21 protein-coding genes are annotated in these 25897 nt (G+C 56.1%); 13 read left to right on the forward strand and 8 right to left on the reverse strand.

Annotation, left to right across the window (positions count from 1 at the left end; genetic code table 11):
• The 6 genes from WCO56_02835 (at position 1) to rsmH (ending at position 7808) form a co-directional block, all read left to right on the forward strand.
• Positions 1-1833, forward strand: coding sequence for a glycosyltransferase family 39 protein (locus WCO56_02835; GenBank protein MEI7728474.1), 1833 nt, complete (start codon positions 1-3; stop codon positions 1831-1833).
• A 219-nt stretch (positions 1834-2052) separates the two neighbouring features.
• Positions 2053-3327 carry an outer membrane beta-barrel protein gene (locus WCO56_02840; protein ID MEI7728475.1) on the forward strand — a complete coding sequence of 425 codons (1275 nt, stop codon included), beginning with the start codon at positions 2053-2055 and terminating at the stop codon, positions 3325-3327.
• Positions 3328-3398: 71 nt separating this feature from the next.
• A complete protein-coding gene (locus tag WCO56_02845) occupies positions 3399-5600 on the forward strand; it encodes a polysaccharide biosynthesis tyrosine autokinase (GenBank protein MEI7728476.1) in 2202 nt (733 codons plus the stop codon).
• 33 nt (positions 5601-5633) lie between these two features.
• Positions 5634-6236: a polysaccharide biosynthesis/export family protein gene (locus WCO56_02850; GenBank protein MEI7728477.1), complete on the forward strand. Its 603-nt coding sequence runs from the start codon at positions 5634-5636 to the stop codon at positions 6234-6236.
• Between the two features lie 65 nt (positions 6237-6301).
• Positions 6302-6691: an FHA domain-containing protein gene (locus WCO56_02855; protein MEI7728478.1), complete on the forward strand. Its 390-nt coding sequence runs from the start codon at positions 6302-6304 to the stop codon at positions 6689-6691.
• 37 nt (positions 6692-6728) lie between these two features.
• Positions 6729-7808, forward strand: a complete 1080-nt coding sequence (rsmH, locus tag WCO56_02860) for a 16S rRNA (cytosine(1402)-N(4))-methyltransferase RsmH (protein MEI7728479.1) — start codon at positions 6729-6731, stop codon at positions 7806-7808.
• Between the two features lie 5 nt (positions 7809-7813).
• Here the strand turns inward: rsmH and WCO56_02865 are convergent, their stop codons facing one another.
• The 3 genes from WCO56_02865 to WCO56_02875 all read right to left on the reverse strand — a co-directional run bounded on the left by WCO56_02865 (position 7814) and on the right by WCO56_02875 (position 12283).
• Positions 7814-8770: a substrate-binding domain-containing protein gene (locus WCO56_02865; GenBank protein ID MEI7728480.1), complete on the reverse strand. Its 957-nt coding sequence runs from the start codon at positions 8768-8770 to the stop codon at positions 7814-7816.
• Positions 8767-10602 carry a VWA domain-containing protein gene (locus WCO56_02870; GenBank protein ID MEI7728481.1) on the reverse strand — a complete coding sequence of 612 codons (1836 nt, stop codon included), beginning with the start codon at positions 10600-10602 and terminating at the stop codon, positions 8767-8769. Before WCO56_02870 ends, WCO56_02865 begins: the two co-directional genes overlap by 4 nt.
• 352 nt (positions 10603-10954) lie before the next feature.
• On the reverse strand, positions 10955-12283 hold the full coding sequence (locus WCO56_02875) for a transporter substrate-binding domain-containing protein (protein ID MEI7728482.1): 1329 nt from the start codon (positions 12281-12283) through the stop codon (positions 10955-10957).
• A 443-nt stretch (positions 12284-12726) separates the two neighbouring features.
• Between WCO56_02875 and WCO56_02880 the strand changes: the two genes are divergently transcribed.
• Entirely contained in the window at positions 12727-14064 is a 1338-nt protein-coding gene (locus tag WCO56_02880) for a DUF4990 domain-containing protein (protein MEI7728483.1), read from the forward strand.
• A 5-nt stretch (positions 14065-14069) separates the two neighbouring features.
• Here WCO56_02880 and WCO56_02885 read toward each other — a convergent pair whose 3' ends face one another.
• The 3 genes from WCO56_02885 to WCO56_02895 form a co-directional block, all read right to left on the reverse strand.
• Positions 14070-14684: a YceI family protein gene (locus tag WCO56_02885; GenBank protein MEI7728484.1), complete on the reverse strand. Its 615-nt coding sequence runs from the start codon at positions 14682-14684 to the stop codon at positions 14070-14072.
• A gap of 6 nt (positions 14685-14690) precedes the next feature.
• Complete coding sequence (locus WCO56_02890) at positions 14691-14954, reverse strand: hypothetical protein (GenBank protein MEI7728485.1); 264 nt, start codon at positions 14952-14954, stop codon at positions 14691-14693.
• 214 nt (positions 14955-15168) lie between these two features.
• Positions 15169-15903: a type II secretion system protein gene (locus tag WCO56_02895; protein ID MEI7728486.1), complete on the reverse strand. Its 735-nt coding sequence runs from the start codon at positions 15901-15903 to the stop codon at positions 15169-15171.
• Between the two features lie 45 nt (positions 15904-15948).
• Between WCO56_02895 and WCO56_02900 the strand changes: the two genes are divergently transcribed.
• A complete protein-coding gene (locus WCO56_02900; GenBank protein MEI7728487.1) occupies positions 15949-16197 on the forward strand; it encodes a hypothetical protein in 249 nt (82 codons plus the stop codon).
• A 6-nt stretch (positions 16198-16203) separates the two neighbouring features.
• On the forward strand, positions 16204-17304 hold the full coding sequence (locus tag WCO56_02905; GenBank protein MEI7728488.1) for a glycosyl hydrolase: 1101 nt from the start codon (positions 16204-16206) through the stop codon (positions 17302-17304).
• Between the two features lie 58 nt (positions 17305-17362).
• Here WCO56_02905 and eno read toward each other — a convergent pair whose 3' ends face one another.
• The gene (eno, locus tag WCO56_02910) at positions 17363-18652 is read right to left on the reverse strand and encodes a phosphopyruvate hydratase (GenBank protein ID MEI7728489.1); all 1290 of its coding nucleotides are present in this window, start codon (positions 18650-18652) and stop codon (positions 17363-17365) included.
• 194 nt (positions 18653-18846) lie between these two features.
• Between eno and WCO56_02915 the strand changes: the two genes are divergently transcribed.
• The 3 genes from WCO56_02915 (at position 18847) to WCO56_02925 (ending at position 22567) form a co-directional block, all read left to right on the forward strand.
• Complete coding sequence (locus WCO56_02915) at positions 18847-19821, forward strand: hypothetical protein (protein MEI7728490.1); 975 nt, start codon at positions 18847-18849, stop codon at positions 19819-19821.
• Positions 19822-20035: 214 nt separating this feature from the next.
• Positions 20036-20164, forward strand: coding sequence for a hypothetical protein (locus WCO56_02920; protein MEI7728491.1), 129 nt, complete (start codon positions 20036-20038; stop codon positions 20162-20164).
• Between the two features lie 60 nt (positions 20165-20224).
• Complete coding sequence (locus WCO56_02925; GenBank protein MEI7728492.1) at positions 20225-22567, forward strand: glycoside hydrolase family 127 protein; 2343 nt, start codon at positions 20225-20227, stop codon at positions 22565-22567.
• Between the two features lie 185 nt (positions 22568-22752).
• Here WCO56_02925 and WCO56_02930 read toward each other — a convergent pair whose 3' ends face one another.
• Positions 22753-23424, reverse strand: a complete 672-nt coding sequence (locus WCO56_02930) for an FkbM family methyltransferase (GenBank protein MEI7728493.1) — start codon at positions 23422-23424, stop codon at positions 22753-22755.
• Positions 23425-23983: 559 nt separating this feature from the next.
• Between WCO56_02930 and WCO56_02935 the strand changes: the two genes are divergently transcribed.
• Complete coding sequence (locus WCO56_02935; protein MEI7728494.1) at positions 23984-25753, forward strand: DUF5060 domain-containing protein; 1770 nt, start codon at positions 23984-23986, stop codon at positions 25751-25753.
• The last annotated feature ends 144 nt before the right edge of the window (positions 25754-25897 follow it).

Genomic DNA, 25897 nt, shown 5'->3' on the forward strand with positions numbered 1-25897 from the left:
ATGTTTGGCCTGCAACACTGGATTCATCATTGGAGCGCGGGGCGCGGGGCGCACTATCTGAAGTTTCTGGTGCTGCTGTTGGGGGTCACGGCGCTGGCGGTGGTGTATGACTTTCGCGCCTACCGGGGATTTGCCACCATCGAGGCGATGGACACCGCGCAACTGGCGCGCAACCTTGCCGAAGGCAAGGGCTATACCACGCTATGCATCCGCCCCTTCAGCCTGTGTCTGCTCCAGAAGCACGCCAACCAGGATTTGGAGGACCTCTTGCGCCGGTTGCCGCCGGATCGGACCAAATGGACTCCGGACCAGCAGGCCAAAGCGGATGCGCTGGTGAAGCCCGCGCAATTGACCACGCCGCATCCCGACATCAGCAATCCGCCGGGATATCCCTTCGCGCTGGCGGGACTGATGCTGCTGGTGCCGTTTGAGTACACCATTGACCCCTCGGTACGTTTCCAGATGTATCAGCCCGAACTCGTGATCGCGATCTTTAACCAGATATTGTTTTTCCTGGCGGTGTGGATGCTGGTGGGCCTCGCCCGGCGTCTGCTGGATGATACCGCTGCATGGTTCTGCGCGCTGACGGTGCTGGGATCGGAATTATGGTGGCGGTTCACCCTCTCCGGGCATTCGACCGTGTTGTTACTGGTGATTTTTCTGGGGATTGTCTGGTGCCTGGTCTGGCTCGAACATGGAGCCGAGCAATTGATGAACATCTGGAAGATGCTGTTGCTGGCGGTGGTGCTTGGCGGTCTGGCCGGTGCCGGGATGTTGACACGTTACGCGTTTGGCTGGCTGCTGATCCCGGTGCTGTTGTTCATGGGCAGCTTTTTGGGGACGCGCCGATTACTGCTGTGCGGGGTCACGTGCGTCGTGTTTTGCGCCACCGTCAGTCCCTGGCTGGCGCGCAATTATGAGCTGACCGGAACGTTGTTTGGCACGGCGGGCTACAGTGTGCATGAGGGCACCTATAGTTTTCCAGACACCCGTCTGGTGCGTTCCGCGGACCCGGATTTCAGCCGGGTGGATGTGAGTGATATTCCGGATAAACTCTTGACAAATTTACGAACCATGGTGACCAACGATCTGCCGCGCTTCGGCGGCAGTTGGGTCACGGCGTTCTTTTTGGTGGGACTGCTGTTGCCGTTCAAAAGCACCTCGCTCTCCCGCCTGCGGTATTTCCTGGCCTTTTGCCTCCTGACGTTCATCCTGGCCCAGTGCCTCGGCCGCACGCATCTGAGCGAGGAATCCCCCGAGGTGAACAGCGAAAACCTATTGATCATCCTGGCCCCGCTGGTGTTTCTTTACGGCACCGCCTTGTTCTTCGTGCTGGTCAGCCAGTCGCGCATTGGCGGGTGGGAAGTGCGTCCGGTCTTTATGGCAGCCTACCTCGGCATGGCTTGGTTGCCGCTGGGGCTGGGGCTCTCCGCGCGCACCTCGCCGGTGGCTTACCCCCCCTATAACCCGCCGGTGATCCAGACCGTGTCGCATTGGATGCAGCCGGGGGACCTGATGATGAGCGACATGCCTTGGGCGGTGGCTTGGTATGGACACCGCACCTGCCTGTGGCTATCCCTAAACTCCGAGCAGGAATTTCAATTTCTGCACAAACAGCGACGCATCAATGCGTTGTATTTGACCGCCCGAACCTTGGATAATCGGTTTATCACCCAGTGGGTGCGCGGCGAAAACCAAGGCTGGGGCGCCTTCATTGCGGAATCCTTGTTGCGCCGCGAAGTGCCCGAGGGTTTCCCCCTGACCAAGGCGTTTGCGGACCTGTTTCCCGAACAACTATTCCTGGCGGACCGCGCCCGATGGAAGCAGCCATAAAGCCGGACTCAATGGAAGAGGCTTTCAGTTTGGTGACAAACTCTTTTCATCCAGTTCAGACTCAAAAAAAATTAAAAATATCGTTTGACAGCTTTCGGATGGGAGGCTAAAAGAGTTCCGGTTAATATAATTTGTGGGCAAGAACGAGACGAATTTTTTATGAATAAAGTAATCGTATCAGTTGGGTTGGTTGCGCTTAGCGCCGGTGGATTGCAGGCCATGAACTCATTAGCACTGAATCCCGTTCAATCATCACGATGGTGGAGCGCCTCCGTGGCGCTGCGCGGCTTCTATGATGATAATTATGTGTCCCGCTATAGCGGTAGTGAGACGGATAATGGGCGCAAAGGCAGCTTCGGTTTGGAAGTGCAGCCATCTATCTTCATCCATAAGGATTTAGAGGCCACCACCATATCGGCTGGATATACCTATGGTTTTCACCATCAGGAACGCCGTGGCACCAGTGACCACTATCACCTGTTCAACGCCAGTGTGGTGCATAAGGTCTCGGACATCTCCACGTTGACGGTAACGGAATACTTTGCCATTGCGCAAGAGCCACAAATATTGAACCAAGATCAGGGGGGTGGTCTTCAGCAGCGCACGGATGGCAGCAATATTCGCAATACCGGTTCCGTTGAGTGGCGCAGCAAGATGAGCGACCAATTGGGTTACACGCTTGGGTATGCCAATACCTTGTTTTCATATCACGACAACAACCATAACTGGGTAACCCCTCCCGGTGGAACTCCTCCCAATTCGTATGCGGCCAAGCTGAATCGCATGGAACAGTTGCCTTCTGTGTCGCTGCGGTACGATGTGAAGACGGACACCACCGCGCTGGTCGGGTATCAATTTCAGGATGTATCTTATACGGAGAGTCGGGACATATTGGCACAGTGGGTGGACGGTGCTGGCAATGTGCGGACCTATATGCCCGATGCCCGTGATAGTCGCAGTCATTTCTACTTTGTCGGATTGGAACACACGTTCAATCCCAAGCTGAGTGGCTGGCTTCGCGTTGGGGCGATGACGGTTAGTTACATCCGCCAAAACACTCCCACGCGCACCAATCCTTATGCCGACCTTGCGGCTTCCTACCGATATGCAGAAGGTTCGATGCTGCAATTGGGATTCCGCCATACTCGTTCAGCCACTGATTTGGCCGGGGCTCAACCCGGGACTGGCAGCCTTACGATGGACCAGGAGACCAGCATGGCGTATTTGAGCCTTAATCATGAAGTGACTAAGAAACTCTCAGTCAATGGCATGCTTTCCGCTCAGTATGGTGCTTTCCGTGGTGGTCCTTACGAGAATACCCACGAGCGCAGCTTAAATGCGAGTTTGGGTGGGGCGTATCAGTTTAACCGGAATTTAAGCCTTGAGGCCGGTTATAACTTCGATGTCGTGCCCTCTGATTTGCCAGCCGCTCCAGGTGAGCAGCGTGCCTATCATCGGAATTATTTCTGGCTGGGGATTAAAGCTACCTTATAAGCCACGCAATCGATTTGGCGAGATGGGAGGCTGGAGAAAAATAATCTAGCCTCCCTTTAATTTTAGTCATTATGGACAATAGTAAAGGTTATTCTGTTCAAGCTGCTCCTGAGACCAAGCTGCATTTCTTGGATTATTGGCGTATTATACGGGTGCGCAAGACAGTGATTTTTGCTGTTTTCCTGCTGGTCGTCATGACCACCACCATGGTGACATTCTTTCTCACCGAATCGTATTCGAGCACGGCGCGCATTGAGGTGGACAAAGACACCTTGGACGTGGAGGGGTTGGGCGGCGGCCGCCAAGCCGCTTCGGGATTTGACCCTTATTGGATGCAGACGCAGTTTGAAATCATGCAGTCTCAAATCATCCTTTATCGGGTGATCGAAAAATTAAATCTCAACGAAAAATATACCCGCCGTTATAGCACCCCCGACCAACCGTTACGTACGGATGAAACCTTCGGCATCCTGCGGCGGAAGGTTAGCTTGAGCCAGTCCCGCAACACCACCCTGATTGAAATCCGGGTGTTTAGCGAGGATCGCCAGGAGGCCGCTGATATTGCCAATACCGTCGCGCAAGCGTACAAGGAGTATCGGCAGGAAAGCCGTAAAGATTTGGCCACCCGCGGCATCGCGAGTTTGGAAGAACAATTGCGGGGCAAGAGTAACGAAGTGGAGCGGCTGCAGGCGCAGGTGGATTACCTCAGCAAACAGCTTGAAATTAGTGAAATTGACCCGTACAGCATGCGCATGGCTGGCACGTTGGATCAGGACACGTTGCGCCGCTTGGAGGGGTTGCGCGTCGAGGCGGACGCGGATAAGGTGCAACTCGAGAAACTCTATAATGAGTTGAAGGATAAAAGTCGTGACGAATTGAGAAAAACCATTCCGATTGCTGTGCCTGACCCCTTGTTGCAGGGGTTGCTGACCGATTACAATTCCGCCAAACAAAAGCAGGCTTTGCTGGCGCCTGATTATGGCGCGGAGCACCCGGAGGTGCTACGCATTAATAAATTGATTCAAACATGTGAAGCGCAAATCAATGAGCGGTTGGAAGGTGTCCTTTCGGGTTTGTCCACCCGGCTCGCTTCATACACGTCACGCGCCAAAACACTTACGGACCAGGTCGAGGACGCCAAACGCAAGGAGCGCATTGCCATCGAGAAAATTCGTCCGTATCAGGCGGCCAAGGAAAATTTGGAGATGGCCAAGCAGATTAAGAACGCCCTGAGTTTGCGCGTCAGCCAAGTGGAGGTGGATAATTTAAAAATGCCCACCTCTTCGATGGTGAAAGTGGTGGATAATGCTGAGCCCAGCATGACGCCGGTGCGTCCGAATAAAACCTTGAACATCAGCCTGGGGGTGGTGGTGGGCTTGATTCTTGGCGTTGGCTTGGCATTCTTCATTGAGTATCTCGACACCAGTGTGAAGACGATTGATGATGTTGAGCGGGCGCTGCAGGCACCGGTGCTCGGAGTTATTCCGCAAAATGTCTCCATTCTCTTGGAGGCCGGCCCGGAAAGCCCGCATGCCGAACCGTACCGGGTTTTGCGCACCAACCTGTTGTTTTCGCGCAAAGACGACCGCTTAAATACCATTACGCTGGTGAGCGGTGGCGCGGGTGAGGGCAAGTCCACCACGTTGTTTAACTTGGCCACTATTTTTGCGCAGAACGGTTCACGGGTGTTGATTGTGGATTCCGATCTGCGCCGTCCCAGCCTTCACAAACTGTTTAAGGTTTCCAATTCAATTGGGTTGACTAGTTGCCTGCTCAAGCAGAACTCCTTGGTGGAAGTGATCCAGACGACGCCCATCCCCACGCTGGATTTCATGCCCAGCGGCAAACTCCCCAGCAGTTCCATCGGTATTTTGAGTTCACCACAGATGAAGGAACTGGTCTATGAACTCAAGCGCCGTTATGATTTCGTCTTCTTTGATTCTCCGCCCATCATGGGTGTGAGTGATGCGTCGGTGCTCGCCAGCATGGTGGATATGACCCTTCAGGTCATTCAATACCGCCGTTATCCGCAGCCGATGACCATCCGCGCCAAACAGTTGGTCGAGAAGGTCGGCGGCAACCTGCTCGGCATCGTCTTGAACAACATCAATATGTCGCAGGACGAGAATTACTACTATTACAGCGGTTACTTTGAGGATTATTACAGCAGCAAGGAAAACTTGGATACCTCTGATAAGGAGACCAAGAAACCCAGCGCGGACAAGAACGCCGCCAAGGCGGCCGCCAGTCCTGAAATTAAACAAAAATATTGACGCGCCGCGGACAACAAGGTTGAGTTTGCCACTATGTTAAAGTCACTACACAACAATTTGGGACGCTGGGCGGGCGGGGGTTGCTTGGTTGCCGTGGCGTGTTTATTGCTTGGCTGTGCCACGGAAACCAATAAACCGGGGCCAGCCACTCCGCCACCAGACGGGGACACCGTGCTGGTGGGTGAATCCTTGCGCATCACGTTGACTGGTCCTGCCGCGCTGCCTCAGGTTGAACAACGCATCAAAGAGGATGGCACCATCACCTTGCCGCATATTGGTTCCGTGCAGGCGGCCAACAAAAAGGTCAAAGCGCTCGAGGATGAAATCCAGAAGCTTTATGTTCCCAAGTATTTCGTGTACCTGACGGTTAACATTCAATATGCGGATCGTTTTTATTATGTCGGTGGCCAAGTCAGATCTCCGAGCAAGTTTCCTTACGTCAGTGAAATCACCATCCTCAAAGCCATTGATGCTGCCGGTGGGTTTACGGACTATGCGAATAAAAAATCGGTACTCATCAAACGGGCGACTGGAAAACTCGAAAAGGTGGATTGCGAAAAAGCACTGACCACCCCCACCAAGGACGTGCCGATTTATCCCAATGATAAAATCGAAGTGAATATGCGTAAGTGGTAATCGGGTTGTTTGGTCGGTTGGTTAAATAAGCGCGGATGGTTTGATTACTGTTGTTTTAGCCAGGCATGATTCAACTGACAGTTCTAAGCGGAAAGCAGGCGGGTGCCAAAGTGGTGGCCCGCCATTTTCCTTTCCGGATCGGACGCGCGGCGGATTCGGATTTGGTGCTGCACGATGCCGGAGTCTGGGATCGGCACTTTGAGTTGGCTCCCGCAAGCAATGGAGCCATTCGGCTCAAACCATTGGGCGACGCACATGTCGCCATTAGCGGGCACACGGCGACCGAGACCGATTTGCGGCACGGTGACCTGATTGAAATTGGCGCGGTGAAACTGCAATTTTGGCTGAGTGAAACGTGTGCCCGCAGTCTGGTGGGCCGTGAATTGCTTACTTGGTTGGCCCTCGCCGGGTTATGCCTGCTGCAGGTGGCCTTGATTTATTGGCTGCTGCGTTAGGATCGAGGCGCGGTCCACAATTCCATATTGCTGTCACATGCCGGAAGAAATTCAACCGCCATTGATCAAATCCGGGGGAGCTATCCCGCATCGGCGCCGACCTCGCTATTCGGGGAAGAATCCCCGGAAGTTTCACGAGAAATACAAGGAACTCAATCCCGAAAAATATCCCGATACGGTGGCTAAAGTCATCGCGTCGGGAAAAACGCCCGCCGGTACGCACCGCCCGATCATGGTGGCGGAAGTGTTGGCCGCTCTGCAACCCGCTCCCGGTCTGCTGGCGGTGGATGTCACGCTTGGATTTGGGGGGCATGCCGCCGAAATTTTGCGGCGGATTTTGCCTGGTGGCCGGCTGATTGGCGTGGATACGGATCCGGTGGAACTGCCGAAGACCGAGAGTCGGTTGCGGACCATGGGATTTGGAGCGGAGTGTCTGAGAGTTTGCGCCTCGAATTATGCCGGGCTGCCGCGCGTGCTGGCAGAGCAGGGGGTGTCTGGAGTGGATCTCCTGCTTGCCGATCTGGGCTGCAGCTCCATGCAGTTGGACGATCCGGCGCGCGGTTTCAGTTTCAAGCTGGATGGTCCATTGGATATGCGCATGAATCCGCAGAAAGGGCAGCCCGCTTCGGCTCTGTTGGCCGCAATTTCGGAATCCAATTTGGCCGCGCTTTTGACGGCCAATGCCGATGAACCGCATGCCGCCCTGATTGCCGCCGCCATTGCACGCGCGCGAACCATTCAGCCTTTAACCACCCTCACACTGGTCACCGTGATCCGGGAGGCGCTCCGGTCGTTGCCAAAGTCGGTACAAGCACAAGCGGGAGATATGCCCGTTCGGCGCGTTTTTCAAGCGCTGCGAATTGCGGTGAACGAGGAGTTTTCGGCCTTGGAAACGTTTCTGCGATTTTTGCCTGGGTGCTTGAATCCGGGCGGACGGGCGGTGGTGTTGACGTTTCACTCTGGCGAAGATCGCCGGGTGAAACTCGCGTTCCAAGCGGGGCGTCGGCAAGGAGTGTATGGGGTTGTGTCCGAGAGTGTGATCCGGGCTTCGCCCGATGAGGTTCACTCCAATCCACGCGCCGCTAGCGCCAAATTACGCTGGGCAATTCGTGCCTGATTTGATCACCGCAGGAAAATCGCTTTCAGCTTTTCATTGGTTGCTTCAAGGTCGCGCAGGAGCGTTTCCCATGACACTTGGAGGTGGGGACGTATGCCAGCAGATGTGCCCTCCAACGCGCCTGTGGTTACGAGTTTCTCGATGATATCGGAGCGTTGCAGATATTTGAATAGGCGATCCGCCTCGGGGCCATGCGGTGCGCCGCGAACAATGGCGACAGTATTGGGAATCAGCAGGGATTCCCCGGTCATGGGCAGTGAGACAATGGGCAGGCCCTCGCGTTGTCCGGCCAAAATGTCGTCTGAGTCGGTAAGCCCAAGATACGCTTCGCCACGGCCAACCAATTTAACCACCACGGAGTTGCCATCCACCAGGAGCGGGCGATTGGCTTGTAACGCCTGGCACCAGTCCAGCCATGCACGTTCGCCCCAGTGTTGGCGCAAGGCATGAAAGTGGGCGGCGGTGGTGCCGTAGAGCGGGTAGGCCAGCGCAATTTTCCCCTGCCAGATGCGGTTCGTGAGCTGAGCCAATGTCACCGTCGTGCGCAGGTTGAGTTTGGTGATCAGGTTGGTATTGGCCACCAGACGGCGGCTGCGAAAACCAAATCCCGCCACCCCTTTCTCCCGAAAGACACCGCGCGCCGCCAACTGGCGGGTACGCATTTCTTCGTTACCCCAAAAAACATCGCACTGCGGACGATTCGTCTCCGCCAGCAGCCGGTTGGCGAGGCCGACGGTTTTTACCGCTTCACTATCAAACAACGTTTTAACCTGGATGCCTGTTTCTTTGGTGAACTGTTTTAGGATCGGTTCGGCGTATTCCTGGTCCTGGGCCGCATAGACGACCACTTCGCCGTTTTTTCCGCCGGTACAGGCGGAAAAGCCCAAGGCAATGCCGATGATGGCCAACAGGAAAAGGATCCTGTTGTTGTTCCATTCGGGGATGGTATCACCCTGATTCATGCGGTGCGTTTATGATAATACCACCACTCAAATAGCAGAATTAACAACCCGGCGACCGCGACCCAACGCCAGAGTTCCAGGCTGGCTCGCTTTCCCGTGCTGGCCGCCACCTGCTTGTAGTGCCCCAGTTTTAATTCTTCGTGCGGCATGGTGGCACTTTCCGCTGCGTCCAGGAGGTTCACGCAAAATGCGACCTCGTTCGTGTCGGTTTTCAAGCGGTAGATGCCCGCTTTAAGCGTATCCCCATACACGATTTCCCGCGTGCCAGATTCCATGGCTACCGGGACGGTGATGCCATCTGGACGCACGATGCGCGCAGTGGCGGGTGTTTGGGCCAGCGTCAGCCGGAAAGGCTCTCCGGTTTTGATGGTGAGCTGGCTGGCGCTAATGCCTGCCGGGTTAAGCCATTCGACGGCGTTGGCCATGAAGATGGGAAACGAAATGCGCAACGGCCAGGTACTCTGCAACGTGTCGAAGCCAATCCAGATGAGGCGACGCCGATTCTGGCTGCCAGCAACAATCAACGGGGTTGTGCGCGAATCCGCCACCGCCACGCCCCAGGCGGGAAATTCCACTGCCAGCGATTCCGCGATCTGCACATTGTCAAAATTCACATAGCGCATTAAGGGATGATTTTGCCGCCAGTCCAGTATGGGGGGGGCGGTCAAGCGGGACAGGTTGGTGAACCAAGTGGCAGGCTGCGTGTGAATCGCCAGCAAGTTGACATCCGGCCACACCGCCGGCGTTACGTCATCCAGCACCACTAGATCGTATCCCTCTGCCTTGCTGGTGAGCGACGCGACCACCGTCACCTCGGTGTTGGCCGCGCCACGCAGGGCTTTATCGAGGAACCGGTTACCTTTGCTGACCAGCAGGATTTTTACCGGTTGTGGAAGCCGGCTGACGATGGAAGCCTCGTTATCGGCGGCTAAATCATCGGGCGTTACGATGCGCAGCGTGAAAATACCATCGTGTGCCTGGTCCGCTGTAAAGATCAGTGGCAACGTATTGGTGGGCAGCACCGTGATGGGGCGGGTTTCCATGCGGCGTCCGTCCAGCAGTAGTTCGATTTCCGCCGTTTGCGCGTTGGTGGTCGGGTTCAAAATGCTGGCAAACACGGCGCGTTGAATCACATTTTCCGGGTTCATCCGGACATCCAGGGACACAATGCCGAGATTTCTACAGGCATTTCCCACCCGGTGAAATGTGAGTGGCAGATCGCGGTTTTCCAGTTCGCCCAAGTTGGGGATGGCGCCATCACTGAACAGGTGAACCTCCGCCTCCGCCTGGTTTTTTATCAAGGTTTCGGCCAGTTTGAGCGCTTCCCCCAAGCGGGTTGGCGAGTCGGTGACGGTGCAGGCTTCCAGTGCGCGGCGCAAGGCGGCCTTGCTGGTGGTGGCTGACTGCTTGACCTCGGTATTGGCCGCTGCCTGTACCACGATCATTTGGTCCAGATCGCGCAAGCTGTCCACCCATTTGAGGGCTTGTGCGCGTGCCACCTCGAAACGGGAGGGCTTCACATCGGTGCTTTGCATGGAAGCGGAGGCATCGAGAATCATCACCTGCAACCGGCTGCTTTTTACCTCGCCGGCAAAGAATGGCCGGGCCAAGGCAAAGATCACCAGCAACAGAATTAACAATTGCATTAACAATAACCAGTTATGGCGCAGCCGCTGGAAGGGCGCGCTGGCCTGAGTTTCCGCCAGGAAACGCTGCCAAAGAACGGTGCTGGGAATGAGTTTGACCACCCGTTTGCGCTTGAGGAGGTAAAACACCACTACAATCGGCAGTGCGGCCAGAAAGGCAAACGCGGCTGGAGCCAGAAAGTTCATGAAATCAGGTCTCCCGTCAGCACACCATTTGCAGCTATCGAGGCAAGGCACCCCAGCCTCCTGAAACAAAGTGGTAGTCTGCCAATGAACTTGGTACCGCGTATTGACAGACGGGCGCTTCCGAAAGCCGAAAGTCGAAAGCCGAGAGCGCCGGGGTCCGTCTCCTTACCTCGACGGCTACGCGGGGGGGGCAATAACCCGGGGCACCCTCTGCGGGTGTACCCAAGGCCAATACGGTGTGGTGTGTTCATCAAACCGGCTGATTCAATTGCGGCCACAACATACCGCAAGCCCCTGTTTCTTCGCTAGTAAATTTCTGGAAACCTGTGAATGCCACCCATTGCCGCCCAGGTTACGGTTTAACTTTGTCCGTGATGACCGATTGGCGCACTTTTGATTTCAAGGCGTCCTGCTCCACATAGCGTTTGTACGCGAGGTAATATTTCATGATGTTGCTGACGTATTGCACCGTCTCCCGTCCGATGTCCCTGGCCGCGACAATTTCAACATTGTAAAACCACTTATTGGCGTCCAATCCCTGCGCGGTGGCCTTGCGGCGCAACGTTGAGACTCGGCCCGGCCCCGCGTTGTAGGCTGCCAGTGCGAATAATTGCCGGTTCAGTTCGTCCATTTGGGGATCGCGAAAATATTGGTCCATCAACCAGCGTAGATATTTCGTACCGGCGTGCAGGTTGTTTTCCAACCGTTCCATGTTATCTAGGTAAATGGGATGTCCCGCCGCCGTGGCGGGTAGAACTTGCATCACGCCCACCGCTCCTGAAGCGCTGTGGGCGTTTTGATTGAAGTGCGATTCCTGATACGCCTGCGCGCCCACCAACAACCAGTCCAGCCGGTACTGCTGCGCATATTGTTGCAGCAGCGCCTTGCCCTCGTTAAACCGCTGCAAATCCTCGGTCGAAATGGGGTTGCTCAGATAATTGGTGCTGCGCAGGAAACGGTTGATCATGATGTTGCCGAACAGCGTGCCTTTTTTATGCTGCTGCGCAAATTCATCCACCACCGTCTTCAATGCCGGGCTATTCTTCCTCATCGCCCAGCCCACGGAACCGCCCGTGCTGAGCGGAAACGCTTCATGCACGATTAGCTGGGGATACACCCGGCTCCACAGGCGCGCCGTATATTCATCGGTAACGCTGATGTTCAGTGCGCCGGCCTGTACCAGTTCGAGCAAATCCTCGTCTTCCAGATTCTCATTCGCCTCGCCAATGCGCACGGCTTCCGCGCCAGCGGTAGCCAGCGTCTGATTCAGTTTTTCCAGGCTTCGCCGCGCGCTGCTGGAAGGGCGCACCACCACTTCCCGTCCCGCCAGATCGCGCAGTGACCGTAAGACAGGTGCCGCCGGTCCGGTCACCACCACCTCTTTGACCTCGGTGGCAAAGGGAGTGGAGAAGGCCGCCTGGGCCAGTCGGTCCGGGGTGGCGGCCAACATCACGGCCACCAAGTCTCCGCGCCCGGCCACCAAGTCCGGAATTAACCGATCCCGCGCGACTGGAATAAAAACGACCTGTACTTTTAACGTGCCGGTTTGCAATTTTTGATTGAGGACTTTTTCAAACTCTCTCGCAAATTCATAACTGATGCCGGATTGCTGTCCGCGTGTGATATCGTAGTACATGCGGCTGAACGGGACGAGCACGCGGATGAATCGGCGTTGAACCATGCCATCCAAATCGCCGGTCCATGGCTCGGAGATCCTCGACCACACCTCCCCGTACAAGGCAGCTTCTGGGAGGGGTAGGGGAGTTGGAGTGGCCAGGGGTTCAACGGAGCTGGCGGTGCTGGTTAAAAACAACACCAGGCCGCAGATCCAGCCGGGTCGCGTCGCGCATGTCTCATGACCTTTGGTACTCAATGCTGTAAGTAAAGCGTAAAACCTGGATCGCGTCAAACACGTTTGCTGCTAACGTCCGTCCGCCAAACTCGCGATTCCTCGCGAATCATTCTCCTTTTCCCATACGTCTTATTCGTCCTCTCGGAGCACTATGCTATAATTTTTCACCTCTCAATCCCGATGAAAAAGAAGACTTGCCGCCCAACCCACCGACGGACAAACTTTCGGGCACGAACACCGTCGGTATGACCGATGGAAAACAATCACCGAGTATGATCGCAACTATATTCAGAAAGCCGTTTGGTCTTTTATTGTTATCAGCCTTCTTGGTAGGGTTTGGTAGGGGTATCCAGGCTGCCAACTTCTTTGTCGCCCCCACCGGCAATGATGCCAACGCCGGCACGCAGGAAAAGCCGTTTGCCAGCATCCAGCGCGCCCAGGATGCCGTCGCAGCAGGCGACACCGTATTTATCCGGGGCGGCACCTATGTCATGGTGGAAAGTCAGATCGCCAAAAAATATCGCATTTGGGCTTATGTCACGCTGCTGGATAAAAGCGGCACCCAAGATAAACCCATCCGCTACTGGGCGTATGAGAAGGAAACGCCCGTGTTCGATTTCTCCCGAGTAAAACCAGAACTGCGCGTCACCGCCTTTTTTGTGACAGGCTCGTGGATACATCTGAAGGGGCTGGAGGTCATCGGCGTGCAGGTGACGCTCAAGGGGCACACCCAATCCATCTGTTTCGACAATGAAGGCAGCCATAATATCTATGAGCGGCTGAGCATGCATGACGGCCAGGCCATCGGCATTTATAGCATCAAGGGTTCGGATAACCTTTTTCTAAACTGCGACGCCTACCGGAATCACGATTATGTTTCCGAGGATGGGCGGGGTGGCAACACGGATGGTTTTGGTTGTCATCCGCCGGCGGGCGGCACCGGGAATGTATTCCGGGGATGCCGCGCCTGGTTCAACAGCGACGACGGCTTTGACTGCATCAATGCGCATGAGTCCGTCACGTTTGAAAATTGCTGGGCGTTCTACAACGGGTTCTCGCCAACCTTTAAAAGCCTTGGCGACGGGAACGGCTTCAAGGCGGGTGGGTATGGCTCAACTGCGGTGGACCGGCTGCCCAAAACCATCCCCCGGCATACTGTGCGTTTCTGCCTCGCCGTCCGCAACAAGGCCAGCGGCTTCTACTCGAATCATCATCTGGGTGGCAGCGACTGGTTTAATAACACCGGGTACCGTAATGGGGCGAACTTCAACATGCTTTGCCGGTTGGCCGATAATCATACGGATGTGCCCGGCCACGGGCACAAGCTCCGCAACAACCTGGCCTTCAAAGGGCGCTCGGACCTGACCCAACTGGACGCCGCCAAAAGTGACGCTGCGAACAACTCGTTCACCATGGACTTGAAGGTTACCGACCAGGATTTCCTCAGCCTCGATGAAGCGCAGTTGATCAAGCCGCGCCAGCCCAACGGCGACCTACCCGTAATTACCTTGCTCCATCTGGCGGACGGCAGCCCGTTGGTTGGCAAAGGCGTTGATGTGGGATTTCCGTTTCATGGTCCCCGTCCCAACCTTGGCGCATTTGAGAAGTGACACCCTTATTTGGCGCAGGCGCCCGCGATGCTCAGGGTCAGGTCTATGGTGTCCGCAACCTTGTCCTGCGGCGCGGCGGGGTTGAGGTTGAAGTCGCTGCGCTTGATGCTGAAATTGGCACGGATGACGAGCAGATCACCTTTCATCTGGCCGTTGGTGCGGGCGGCCAGCTTGTCTTTCAGGTAGGTCAGTTTCACCGGCACGGTTAATTCCTTGGTCACCCCTTTGAGCGTGAAGTTGCCGGTGACCTCCACCGTGGTGGTGCCGGCCTCGTTTTTCGCGTTCTTCACGGAAGTGGTTTCAAAGGTGATCTCCGGGAATTTCTCCACGTTCAGCCACTGTTCGCCGTGCAGGTGACCTTTCATGATCGGGTTGGGTACTTGCAGGGTGTTTGCTGTCACAACGATTTTGCCTTTGGTATTCGCCGGATTTTCCGGATCGAATTCCACCGTGCCGGTGATTCCGTTGGCGCTGCCATTGATGGCCTCCAGCGGGGCGTCGAGTTTGAAGACGGCGTTGTTCACGCTTTTTGGATCTTTGAAGTCGAACGTTTGCGGCGCTGCCAGCGCACTGCTGCCCACCGCCAGAACGAACGTTAATAGTGCGAGGTTTCTTTTCATGTGATTTCAGGTTGTGTTTGTATTGATGGTTTTACGGAACAGCAGGGAAACGCCAGCCAGGATTCCTGCGCCCAGCCAGCCGCATCCCAGAAAATCCAGACCGGGAACAAATCGCTTCTGGTAGGTGATCCCCTCAATGCCAGTCACCTCGTCCAGCGTCTTCACGGGCACGCTGGTTTTTGTCCAGCCACGATTCGCACCAGCGGCTGCCCAATAAAGGGTAACCGACAATCCCAACACCAGCGCGATAATTGGCAGAATGCGCTTCATAAGCAGGGTCAGTTCGCTCAACCCATGCCCAATAATAGCACATGTGACGGAGTTTCGTTGGATATTTCCATGAGTCTCCTCCATTATTGAGGGGAGAATCACCGATACGCATCACTTTACCGTGAGGCCGTTGGGGTAACAGTCGGTAATGCAGCTTGGGGTTTGAAGGGTGGATCAGCAGGACTGCCAACCCGCATAAAATCCGTTAGTAACTTTAGTGCTTGTACCGCCACTTGTTGACCGGCCAGATGGTGCGGCCCCATCGTTCGTAAGCGGCATGGCAATCCACATAGATGTAGTTGGCTCCGCCATCGCCAGGCGACTTGGTCGTATTCATGTGGCGCGACTGATCTACCTTGTTCATATCTTCGTAGGTGGAAATATCCAGGTATTGATCCCCAACGCTGGATTCTTTTTCAGCCAGCATACAGGTATCCGAGGGGTCGGTGATTTCATTTTCGGTGATTGAGATTTCGTTTGTGGCCGCCATCGCCCGCCAGTTGATAACCCCCGGATCCTGATATATGGCAAGGCCCTCGTAATAATCATTCCAGGAATTGTAGAAGTAGCTGCGGGGGTAATAATCAAACGGATAAAGCTGCCCATTGGTCTGGCCAGTCACGGTATCCACGACATTGCCGTCCCAGATGTTTTCCGGCACCGGAATATCATCGGGGCAATGCAACAGCTTATAATCCACGATGGTATCGGCGATTCGATGCGGCCAGCGTTTGGGATGGGAACGGGGCGGTAGATGCCCGCTGTTATCATCAATGTAAATGCGAAAGCCCATGCCCAACTGGCGCATGCTGTTCAGGCATTGGATTTTGCGGGCGGATTCCTTGGCCTTGGCCAGTGCGGGCAGCAACATGCCTGCGAGCAAGGCAATGATGGCGATCACCACCAGCAGCTCAATCAACGTAAAGGCTTTTGTCTTTACACACTTCATAACGGCCATTTCCGAAACATAAACATTGTACGCTACTTATGACGCATGGACCCTCAAAAAAGTTACAACCAAACGAACCACTGGATTCCCCCGTTGACCTTGTCCAAGGCGGAGCATACTCTATCGCGCCTCTGGCTGAAACGCCAAGCATCCTCCGAAGTGGGGTTGCCTGAGTACGCCTTGTGCGAAGACCCAGTGCCGTATAAAACAATCAAATTGAGCAAGCACACGCCGAAAAAAAAGAAAAAACGCGAGCGGTCGAAGCCTGTGGCTGCGGCTGAAAAGCATCATTAAAACGTCATGAAACATGGATTCTGGCCAAGTGCCGTGGTGATACTGCTGGGGACAGCCTGGATGTCAGTATCGGGCGGCGAAAAATTTCCTGAGACCGGATCGCCCTACCCCGCCGCGTATCGCTGGGGGGCGGCCAATAAAAAGGGTGGTGCCATGGCCAACGAGGCGTTTGCCAAATGGATGAACCTGCCCGTCGTCTGGGCGGAAGACTTTACTCCCAATGAACAATGGCGGGACAACGTCGAGGGCGGCGGGTGGCAACTGGGCGAGTGGTCCAAATGGAAGAAAGGTGCCGTAGGTCGGCGGTTGGTATTATCCATTTGTCTGCTGCCAGGCCCGTGGGATTTGAGTGGTCCCAAGCAAAGCAATGGGACCAAAACGCCCGTTTCGTTGGAAGCCGGAGCCAAAGGCGAGTACAACGAGCATTTCAAACGGCTGGCGGAAAACCTGGTCAAGTATGAGCTGACGGATAGCGTGCTGCGGCTGGGCTGGGAATTCAACGGCGGCTGGTACACTTGGCGCGCGGGTAAAAATCCCGATGCCTACGCTGGATATTGGCGGCAGATTGTCACCACCATGCGCGCGGTTCCTGGCACCAAGGAGTTGCAGTTCTGCTGGAATCCGGCGATGGGTTGGCAACAGTTTCCCTCCGAAAAAGCGTGGCCGGGGGATGAGTACGTGGACATCGTTGGGCTGGATGTGTATGACGAATCCTGGATGAAGGACACCTATCCCTGGCCGGAGGGGGCTTCCGTCTCCGAAATTGCATCCCGCCGCCGTGCGGTTTGGGAGAAGGTGCTGTTACACGGGGATCACGGGCTGATGTTCTGGAAGAATTTTGCAACAGCACATCGCAAACCGTTTTCCATCCCGGAATGGGGCGTGAACAATCGGGGCGACAAACACGGCGGCCTCGACAACGTGTTTTTTGTTGAGCAGATGCACGCCTTCATAACAAACCCGACCAACCGGGTGTACTTCCACTGCTACTTCGATGTGCAGGCGGGCGATGGCCATCATCAGCTTTCTCCCGGCATTGCCGGCAACGAGGTCACCGAGTTTCCGCAGTCCGCCGCGCGGTTCAAGGAATTGTTTGGGAAGAAGTAAGCACAAAAAAACCCGGGAACTTTCGTTCCCGGGTTTTTCGTGAATTTGAAGGGGTCAATTACTTGGCAGCGGCGGCCTTGATCTTGCCGCCGTACACGGCGTTCTTGCCAAGGAGCTGCTCGATGCGGAGCAGTTGATTGTACTTGGCCAGACGATCGCTGCGGCTCAGGGAGCCGGTCTTGATCTGTCCGCAGTTGGTCGCCACGGCGATGTCCGCGATGGTGGCGTCCTCGGTTTCGCCGGAACGATGGCTCAGCACGGCGGTGTAACCATTGTCTTGGGCGAGTTCGACGGCGTCGAGGGTTTCGGTGAGGGAACCGATCTGGTTCACCTTGACGAGGATGGAATTGGCCGTGCCGGTATCAATACCGCGGCGCAGGAACTTGACGTTGGTGACGAACAGATCGTCGCCCACGAGTTGCACCTGCTTGCCGAGCTTGTCGGTGAGCAGCTTCCAGTTCGTCCAGTCGCCTTCGGCGCAGCCGTCTTCGATGCTGATGATCGGGTACTTGCCGCACAGTTCGACATAGAAGTCCACCAGTTCCGCGCCGGAGATGGTTTTGCCGCTGCTCTTCTTGAAGGTGTAGGTGCCGTCCTTGTTGTAAAACTCGGAAGACGCCACATCCAGGGCCAGGAAGATTTCTTTGCCAGCCTTGTATCCAGCATCCTTGGTGGCCTGGAGAATGACTTCGATGGCCGCCTCGGTGCTTTCGAGCTTCGGTGCGAAACCGCCTTCATCGCCGACGGCGGTGCTCATGCCCTTTTTCTTCAGCACACTCTTGAGGGCGTGGAAGGTTTCGGCGATGGCGCGCAGGCCTTCCGAGAAGGTGTCGAAGCCCTTGGGTACGATCATGAATTCCTGGAAATCAATCGGGGCGTCAGAGTGCGCGCCGCCGTTGATGACGTTGGCCATGGGAACGGGGAGAACTTTGGCATTCGGCCCACCGAGGTACTTGAACAGGGGCTGGCCGACATCGGCGGCCGCGGCCTTGGCATTGGCCAGGGAGACCGCCAGAATGGCATTCGCGCCCAGCTTGGCCTTCGTTTCCGTGCCGTCCAGCGCCAGCATGATGCCGTCCACCGTGAGCTGGTCTTCGGCGTCCACGCCGCACAGGACTGGGAGAATCTTGGCGGTCACGTTTTTGACAGCCTTGGTGACGCCTTTGCCGCAATACCGTTTCTTGTCTCCGTCACGCAGTTCGAGGGCTTCATGCTCGCCCGTGCTTGCGCCGGAGGGCACCGCCGCGCGGCCAGCCGCACCGGAATCCAAAATCACATCCACTTCAACCGTGGGGTTACCGCGGGAGTCAATGACTTCGCGCGCCAGAATATCAACAATTTTGCTCATAATTCGTTTTTATATGTTAAGTTCAACCAATGTGGGACACATCATAGAAATACGGCGGTTTGAGTCAAGGAAGTTCAAACAAAAGGAAGTTTCCCCCTTGTGAGGAGAAGGCTGGGATGGGGGGGTATGGAGAGGCGAAAAAAAACTAGCTACGGGAGTGGGGATCGCCTATAGTGACCGGACTAGGCACACGTATGAAACACGAAACCGGACGCCGCAGTTTTTTGAAGCAGTCGTTCGCCGCCACCTTGGCGGCGCCGTTGATCACCAGCTTGGAGGAATACGCGCTCGTGGCGCGGGAAAGCGGTGCCACCACCGCTCCCGTGAATGGCGGGGTGCCCTGTGGCACCATCGGCAAAGTCCGGATGAGTCGCATCATCTGCGGCGGCAATCTGGTGAGCGGTTACGCCCACAGCCGCGACCTGATTTACCTGTCCAAGCTGCTCAAATCCTATTTCACGGAAGCGAAAATCATGGAAACGTGGGCAGTGTGCGAACAGCACGGCGTCAACACCATGATCTTCAATCCCAGCGATCGCCGGGCGGTGGAGATTTACAAGAAATACTGCGCACAAGGCGGGAAGATCCAATACCTGGCCCAAGTGGCACCCAAGAAAGAGGACATGCTGCCGACCATCAGGGAAGCGGTGGATAACGGCGCGTCGGGAATCCTGTTGGTGGGTAACTACGGCGATTCGTGGACGCGCGATGGCAGTGTCGATCGCATTGGCGAATTTATCGCAATGGTCAAGGCGGAACGGCTGATTTCCGGAGTGGCCGGGCATGAACTCCGCACCATCATGACGGTGGAAAAGGCCGGCATCCAAGCCGACTTCTACATGAAGACCCTGCACAGCGCGGATTACTGGTCCAAACAACGCGAGGACCAGAAGAAAGAGGTCATTGATAATTACGGCATTGATAATTACTGGTGCCAGGAGCCCGGCAACGTGGTCGAGTTCATGCAACAGGTGAAACGCCCATGGTTGGCCTACAAGGTACTGGCCGCCGGGGCCATCCATCCACGCGAGGGCTTCAAGTACGCGTTTGAAAATGGCGCGGATTTTTGCGTCGTTGGCATGTTCGACTTTCAAGTGGCGGAGGATGCCGCCATTGCCCGCGAGGTGCTCGGCGGTTCCCTGAACCGCAAACGCGCCTGGCTGTCGTAGCCTGCCTCTGCCCGTTCATTTTCATGGTTGACTATCAGACCAAACAGCGGGGTCATTCATAATAAGGCGCATTATCCGGTTGGTTTGAACGCCCCTTAACTGCAAACCGATGAGTTTTCGTCACGCTTCGCGCGCTTTGTGGTTTCCTCAATTTCGTCTGATCCTATCATTTGCGTTGAATATTCTCCTCCTGACCGGGTAAAATCACCAGCGCATGAACGCATGCATTATTCTCATCTTCGCCACCGCCATCTCGTTTGCCGCGGGTGCCGTACTGGGCGCGGCCAACGGACGCGATAATCCCGGCTCGCTCTCCACCACCAAACCGGGCGCGGGAAATTAAGGAATAACTCATCATGAAAACCCCAATCACCTCACTCAACCTTAAAGACAGCTATAACCTATGAAAACCTGCCAGCTTTGTAACCTTTTCGTCCTCGCCTTGGTCGCCACCGCCGCGCCGCTGCCCAAGGATTACCCGATCCAACCTGTGCCATTCACCGCCGTGCAGGTGCAGGACTCGTTCTGGTCACCGCGCATGGAGACCAACCGCGCCGTCACGGTCTGGTATGATTTCCAGCGCTGCGAGGACACCGGGCGCATTGATAACTTCGCCAAGGCCGCCGGGCTGATGAAGGGCGAGTTCAAGGGCATCCCCTACGATGATTCTGATGTTTACAAGGTCATCGAGGGAGCCGCCTACTCGCTTGCGCTTGCGCCCGACCCGAAGCTCGACAAGTATCTCGACGCCCTCATCGCCAAGATCGCCGCCGCGCAGGAACCGGACGGCTATCTCTACACGGCGCGCCGGCTGTTCCCGCCGGAGAAGATGCCCGGCATGTCCGGCCCGACGCGATGGTCGCGGCTGGTCGGCAGCCACGAACTCTACAACGTAGGCCATCTCTATGAAGGTGCCGTCGCCCACTTCCAAGCCACTGGCAAGCGCACGTTGCTCGACGTGGCCACCAAGAACGCCGATCTGCTCTGCACTGTCTTCGGCCCCGGTAAAGATCAGCTCAAAGAACCGCCCGGCCACGAGGAAATCGAGATCGGCCTCTGCAAACTCTACCGTGCTACCGGCCAGCAGCGTTATCTCGATCTCGCCCGGTTCTACGTCGAACTGCGGGGCCGGGCCGACACCCACAAGCTGCGCGGCCCCAACCAGCAGGACCACAAACCCATCTACGAGCAGGATGAAGCCGTCGGCCATGCCGTGCGCGCCGGTTACTTCTACAGCGGCGTCGCCGACGTCGCGGCGCTCACCGGGGACGAGAAGCTCATTGCGGCGATTGACCGGCTCTGGGAGAACACCGCCTCCAAGAAGCTCTACCTGACCGGCGGCATTGGCGCGACGCGGCACGGCGAGGCATTCGGCGCGAACTACGAGCTGCCAAACCGGACCGCCTACAACGAAACCTGCGCCGCCATCGCCAATGCCCTCTGGAACGAGCGCATGTTCCTGCTCCACGGCGACGCCAAATATCTCGACGTGCTGGAGCGCACCATCTACAACGGATTCCTCTCCGGCGTTGCCCTGACCGGCAACGAGTTTTTCTACCCGAACCCGCTCGAAAGCCGCGACGGCTACAAACGCAGCCCGTGGTTTGGCACCGCCTGCTGTCCGGTCAACGTCGTGCGCTTCCTGCCGGAACTGGCCGGCTACCTCTACGCCACGCGCGACGACGAGGCGTTCGTGAACCTCTTCGCCGGCAGCACGGCCAAGCTGACTATCGGCAAGACTACCGTCGAACTGCGCCAGCAGACGCGCTACCCGTGGGAAGGCAAGGTCACGCTCAGTGTCACGCCGGAGAAAAAGGCCGCGTTCACGCTCAACGTCCGCATTCCCGGCTGGGCGCGCAATGAACCGGTGCCCAGCGACCTCTACCGCTACGACGACGGTCTGAAGCCGGAGGTGAAACTCGCCGTCAACGGCCAGCCAGTCGCGCTCGCGCTGAAGCATGGTTTCGCGCAGATTAAACGCACATGGCAGGCCGGCGACACGGTTGAGTTGGAACTGCCGATGCCCGTGCGCCGGGTCGTTGCGCACCCCTTGGTGAAGGAGGATCTGGACAAGTTTGCCGTCGAGCGCGGGCCGCTGGTCTATTGCGCCGAGGGCGCGGACAACGGCGGCAAGGTGCTCGCCAAAGTGCCCGGCGCAGACGTGCGGTTCGAGACCCAGGAACGGCGGGACCTGTTCGGTGGCATCGTCACCATAAAGATCGTCCCGCAAGGCACCGGCGACGCGCTGACATTGATTCCCAACTGTCTCTGGGAGAACCGCGGCCCGAACGAGATGGGCGTCTGGTTCCGCACCAAACCCGCGCCGCCCGAGCCGTGGTCAGCATCGCATTGCAATCCATCCGACAGCGTCGCGGCCTGCTTCGACGGCCAGGTGCCGACCAAATCCGATGACCTTAAGATCCTGCGCATGACCTGGTGGGACCACAAAGGCACCGCCGAATGGATTGAGCGGTACTTCGACCAACCGACGAAGCTCTCTGCCACCGAGGTTTACTGGTTCGACGACACCGGCCACGGTGGCTGCCGCGTTCCTCAGAGCTGGCGGCTGCTCTACAAAGATGGCGCCCAGTGGAAGCCCGTCGCCGGCACGGCCGATTTCGGCGTCAAGCGCGACCAATTCAACCGCGTCACCTTCACGCCCGTCACCACCACCGGCCTGCGCCTCGAAGTTCAGCTCCAACCGGGATTTTCCGGCGGCGTTCTCAAGTGGAAAATGAGTGAATGACGAAGTTGATGCCGGGCGGAAAACTGCAGGAATTGCTTTTGGGCATTGTCCATGCTTTCACCTGTCGCGTTGCGATTAAGCGATGAGGTTTGCTTGGTGGCATGGGGCAGGCTTTCCGCCGCGTGCGGTGGGTAGGCGCATTGTTATGGGTTGAATGACCCATTGATTACTCTGTGCCGGTTGGTTCAAACGGCTACCAGAGTAAATACCTCTATATTCAAATCAGGTGCCAGGGTCTCGATCCTGCCTCCATCCAGCAATCGGCAAAGCCGATAACCAAAGGGGGAAAGAAAATCCCGCAAATTACCCCATCGCCACCCGCCCGCCGTCATGGTGGTGGGGTTGATTTCGATAATTAACTTTGGCTTGCATCGCCGCAGGCATTGCGTCGCGCCGGTTAACACGTCCAGTTCGGCACCTTCAACATCAATTTTGATGAGGTCTACCCGTCGAATCTGCGCCTGCTCCAAAAGAGCGTCCAGAGCCGCCATACGAACCGGGATACGAGAGCAGTGTTCGTGCCATTTTGACGGATAAACAGAGGCACAGTGGGTCCAATTCGCCCCACCGTCGTACAACCCGATTTCACCTTCTTTTGCCCCCAACGCCAATGGAAATAATCGGACGTTGTCGAAGTGATTCAGTCCCAGATTGGCCTGCAAACGTCGGAAAGCATCGGGCTGGGGTTCGAAGCCAAGCACCAGTCCCCGTTCGCCCACCAGGGGCGCCGCCAACAGGGTGAAGCAGCCTACGTTTGCGCCCACGTCACAAAACACCGCCTCGGGTTGAAGCATTTTTTGAATACAGTCGTGGACCTCCCTTTCGTAGGTGTTGTAGAGAAACAACGGCCAGTCCACGTGCGATCCGGGTTGCACGAAAAAAGAAAACCCATCCGGGGAACGGCCCACTGGCGCCCGCCGCCAGCCATGCCGGTAAAGGGCTTGGGTTGCCATCAAGGCCAGCCGGGTGCCGCCCGGGATATGGGTCATCCGCTGGCAAAGCCATTGCCACCAGAAATCAGGTTGCACCGGGACCGGAATGGTCGAAGTCATGATTACGAAAGGATTTTGCTTTTAGGCACGGTTCAAGCTTTCACTTGGCGCGATACGGTAAAGGAGCATTGCTTTTGAGTCACCATTCATGTGGACGAGCCTACGCCTACCCCAGTTGGGGAATCAAGGGTGATTTTATGCCGCTAAAAAACCGCATGCCGCTTGTTTTCCACCCATAAAAGTTTAATCTGGATCAAGCCGATGGAATACGGCGCGTGTTCATGGAAAGTGAAATTAAAAGAAACGGTACCAGAGTCAACGGCGGTGTCGCCGTTATCCCTTCCGCACACCTCCGCCAGCCGACCGACCGACCAAAAAAAGTGCAGGGAAGAGAACCGGTGAACGCAGCTCAAAGAACTCAACCATGAAATTCTCACTCACACTCCTCATCACCCTGCTGCTGGCATTGCTGACCTCGCTGCACGCCGGAGAACCAGTCCCCGTCGGGCCTATCATACTGCCGGCAATGGTAAATGTATTGACCGAAACCTGGCGGGCGGCAGAGATCACGTTTGAGAGCGCCAATACATATACCAATCCGCTGAATGCCGCAGAGTTGAACGTCGTTTTCACGTCGCCATCCGGGAAAAAGTTCGTGGTACCCGGGTTCTGGGACGGCGGCAAAACGTGGCGCGTGCGCTTCGCCCCAACCGAGTACGGTGTGTGGAATTATGTTTCAACCTGCACGGATAGCTCAGACGGCGGACTGCACGACAAACACGGAACCGTAGGGGCGAATCGCTATCAGGGATCGCTCGAAATTTACCGGCACGGCTTCATCAAGACCGCGCTAGGCAAGCGCCATTTCATGTATGCGGACGGGACGCCGTTTTTTTACCTGGGCGATACGCATTGGAGCATGCCACTGGAACCCTTTGATGAGATGTTTAAACCGATTGTCAACAAACGAGTCGCGCAGGGTTTCACGGTTTACCAGTCGGAACCGCTGGGTGCGAAATATAATTTTTCAAACGGATTCAGCGAAGCGGATCTGCCTGGCCTGCAAGATCTGGACCGGCGGTTTAAATACATTGCCGACGCCGGTCTTGTGCATGCCAACGCCGAGTTGTTCTTCCCACCGGAAATCATCAAGCCGTGCTATACCGATGAGTATCTTAAGCAGTTGTGTCGGCTTTGGGTGGCACGTTTCGGCGCGTATCCGGTGATGTGGACCAGCGGGCAGGAGGTGGACAACGATTTCTATTTTGACCGGGGTGACCAGCATTATTTCGATGCGAACTCCAATCCGTGGAAGAAGGTGCTGGCATGGGTTCATGAATATGATGCCTACCAGCATCCTGGCACCGCGCACATGGAATTCACAGGCAACAAACCAGAACCCAAAGAATTTCCACCGAAGGCAGAACGTCCAAAGTACGGTTATGGCGTGATGGCCTCCACCTCCAGTTTCCGCCAAGTGCCGGGGCACACCTGGTATGGGATTCAGTGGTCCCCGCCCAATGTTTCAGGAATCCATTGGCCGCCGGTGAAGGATTTCTGGGAGAACGGGCAGGGCAAGCCGATTGTCAATTACGAAGGCAGCTACGATCATCTTTGGACACTGGGCGAGGGAGCGCGTCAACAGGGCTGGACAGCCTATCTGAACGGCATGTTTGGTCATGGGTACGGCGCCATTGACATCTGGTATTACAACAGCAAGTACGACATGGACAATAACACGGTGAAAGGTCCGGTAACCATCACGGTGGAGCAGAAGAAAACCGGATGGACCACCAGTGTTGATTTCCCGTCCGCCACGGAGTTGGGCGTCCACATGAAGAACTTTTTCGCTGCCATAGAGTGGTGGAAACTGACACCACGGTTCGACGACCAGAAATGGTTCGAGGCCGAAAAGTCCGCATGGTATTCCCTGGCCACTATTAATTCGGACGTGTACGTGCTTTACCTGTATAATTGGGCGACTACCGCCACCGGCACCCTGCGCAATATGCACAATACTTCGTACATCGCCCAATGGTTCAATACCAGAACAGGTGTGTACATGGATTTAGGAACGTTTGTCCCGGAGAAGGATGCGCAGAGTGAAGTATGCCGGTGGAAGATTCCTGAAAAGCCAACCGCAGCAGATTGGGTACTGGTGGTAAAGGCCTCTGCAAAGGGAAGAGCCCATTAGACAGGGAAACCAGCCGTATTACTGAACTGGTCATCAAGGCGGCAGAACAATTTTTCTGGAGAAAAATAAAACCGGAGAAAATAGAAATTTGAAGAGAACTGTCGTCCAAGACAGCTTGACTTTTCGGTGCCCTAAAAATACGGT

It is taken from the genome of Verrucomicrobiota bacterium (assembly GCA_037139415.1).
Lineage (GTDB): Bacteria > Verrucomicrobiota > Verrucomicrobiia > Limisphaerales > Fontisphaeraceae > JBAXGN01.